The following is a 1,972-nucleotide window of genomic DNA, read 5'->3' on the forward strand; positions in this document are numbered from 1 at the left end:
GCCGTGGACTTCTTGTCGAGGTAGAGCAGCAGCGAGCCCTGGTACTCGGGGAGCAGATCGATGTCCCCGCCCTTGAGCGCGGGGATCAGGATCTCGCGGGTGCCGAGGTTGGGGCGGACGGTCGTCTTGACGCCTGCCGCGCCCAGCACGGCCGCGTAGAGATAGCCAAGGATCTGGTTCTCGGTGAAGTTGGCGGTTCCGATGACGAGTCCGCCGGAGCTGGAGCCGCCGCCGGCGGTGCCGCCCCCTCCGCCGTCGAGCGAGGTGATGCCGCTGCTGCACGCGGCGAGTGCGGGTACGGACGCGGCGGCGAGCATCCCGCCGAGCAGCGCCCTGCGGTTCATGGACGAGGTCATGGGGGTTCTCCTCATGAGGCGGTGCGGTGACGGAAGAGGACGCGCTGGAGTCCGGAGAGGGCCAGGTCGAGGACGACGGCGACGACCGCGACCAGCACGGCACCGCCCAGCACCTGGACGAGGTCGCGCTGGGCCAGGCCGTCGAAGACGTACCGGCCGAGCCCGCCGAAGCTGACGTACGCGGCGATGGTCGCCGTCGCCACCACCTGGATCAGCGCGAGCCGCAGCCCGGTCATGATCAGGGGGAGCGCCAGCGGGATCTCGACGCGCAGCAGGACCTGGTGGCCGCGCATGCCCTGGCCGCGCGCCGCGTCCCGTACCTCCGGGTCGACGGCGGTCATGCCCGCGTACGTGTTGGTCACGATGGACGGCACGGCGAGCGCGACCAGCGCGACGTACACCGGCAGCATCGACAGGCCGCCGGCCAGGAAGACCAGGACGACCAGACCGACGGTGGGCAGGGCGCGGCCGAACGAGGACAGGTTGATGGCGAGGAAGGCGCCGCGTCCGGTGTGCCCGATGAGCAGGCCGACCGGCAGCGCGATGACGGCGGCGATCAGCGTCGCCAGCAGGGAGTACTGGAGGTGTTCGGCGAGCCGGTGGCCGATGCCGTCGGCCCCTGACCACTGATCGCCGGAGACCAGCCAGTGGGCGAGGTTCTTGAAGAGTTCGTACATGGCGGGTCAGGCCCTCCCGTCCGCTGCGTGCCGCCGCCTGGTCCAGGGCGTGAGCAGGTACTGCACGCCGACCAGCAGCGCGTCGGCGACCAGGGCGAGCAGCAGGGTCAGCACGACACCGGCGATCACGGGGGTGGCGAAGTCGCGCTGGAAGCCGTCGGTGAAGAGCTGGCCGAGGCCGCCGTCACCGATGTACGTGGCGACGCTGACGAGCGAGATGGACATGACGGTCGCGATCCGCACCCCCGCCATGATCACGGGCAGGGCGAGCGGCAGCTCCACGGTCAGCAGCATCCGCAGCGGGCGGGTGCCCATGGCGACGGCCGCCTCACGGGTCCTCGCCGGTACGGCGTCCAGGCCCTCGACGGTGTTCCGCAGCAGCACGACGAGCGTGTAGATCGTCAGGCCGATGACGGTCGTGGTGCGGGTGAGCCCGGAGACCGGGAGCAGCAGGACGAACACGGCGATGGACGGGATCGTGAACAGGACGTTGGAGAGCCCGAGCAGGAAGCCGCGCAGCGGGCGTACCCGGTGCGCGAGGACGGCCAGCGGCAGCGAGATGACCAGGCCGAAGAAGACGGCGCTGAGGGCCGCTTCGAGATGGGAGACGCTGAGGGTGGTGAGATCGCTCGCGTGGTCGGATATCCACGCCCACTCGATGGTCATACGGCGGCGTCCCCGGCCGGTTCCGCGACCGGTACAGCCGCGACCGCGGCCTTCGCCGCCTCGCGGTGTCTGCTGCCCGCGTGTCCGTGGACCGTCTCGCGCGAGGTGACGCCCGTGAGCACCCCGGCCGCGTCGACGCGCGCCACCAGACCCGCGGGCGCGGCTATCGACTCGTTCAGCGCCGCGAGCAGGGTGTCCGTGTCGCGCAGCGGACGCACCGGGCCCAGCGGGGCCGCACCGGCCGGCTCGCCGCGTACCGCGGTGCCGGGGTCG

The 1,972-nt window shown here is 71.8% G+C and carries 3 protein-coding genes and 1 pseudogene; all 4 read right to left on the reverse strand.

What is annotated here, in order from left to right:
- A partial coding sequence (locus HY68_RS45135) for a glycine betaine ABC transporter substrate-binding protein (RefSeq protein ID WP_041996106.1) occupies positions 1-344 on the reverse strand: 344 nt, incomplete at its 3' end.
- 23 nt (positions 345-367) lie between these two features.
- A complete protein-coding gene (locus HY68_RS14900) occupies positions 368-1,033 on the reverse strand; it encodes an ABC transporter permease (RefSeq protein WP_041988969.1) in 666 nt (221 codons plus the stop codon).
- 6 nt (positions 1,034-1,039) lie between these two features.
- Positions 1,040-1,699, reverse strand: a complete 660-nt coding sequence (locus HY68_RS14905; protein ID WP_041988971.1) for an ABC transporter permease — start codon at positions 1,697-1,699, stop codon at positions 1,040-1,042.
- Positions 1,696-1,972 (reverse strand): annotated as a pseudogene (locus HY68_RS43760) (ABC transporter ATP-binding protein); the annotation flags it as partial. The gene HY68_RS14905 and the pseudogene HY68_RS43760, both read right to left, overlap by 4 nt.

Origin of the sequence: Streptomyces sp. AcH 505 (assembly GCF_000818175.1) — a bacterium.
Taxonomy (GTDB): Bacteria; Actinomycetota; Actinomycetes; order Streptomycetales; family Streptomycetaceae; genus Streptomyces.

What these genes read in the sequence shown, in the direction of transcription:
- HY68_RS14900 (WP_041988969.1), bottom strand. Translation starts at nt 1,033, where the DNA reads ATGTACGAACTCTTCAAGAACCTCGCCCACTGGCTGGTCTCCGGCGAT.
- HY68_RS14905 (WP_041988971.1), bottom strand. Translation starts at nt 1,699, where the DNA reads ATGACCATCGAGTGGGCGTGGATATCCGACCACGCGAGCGATCTCACC.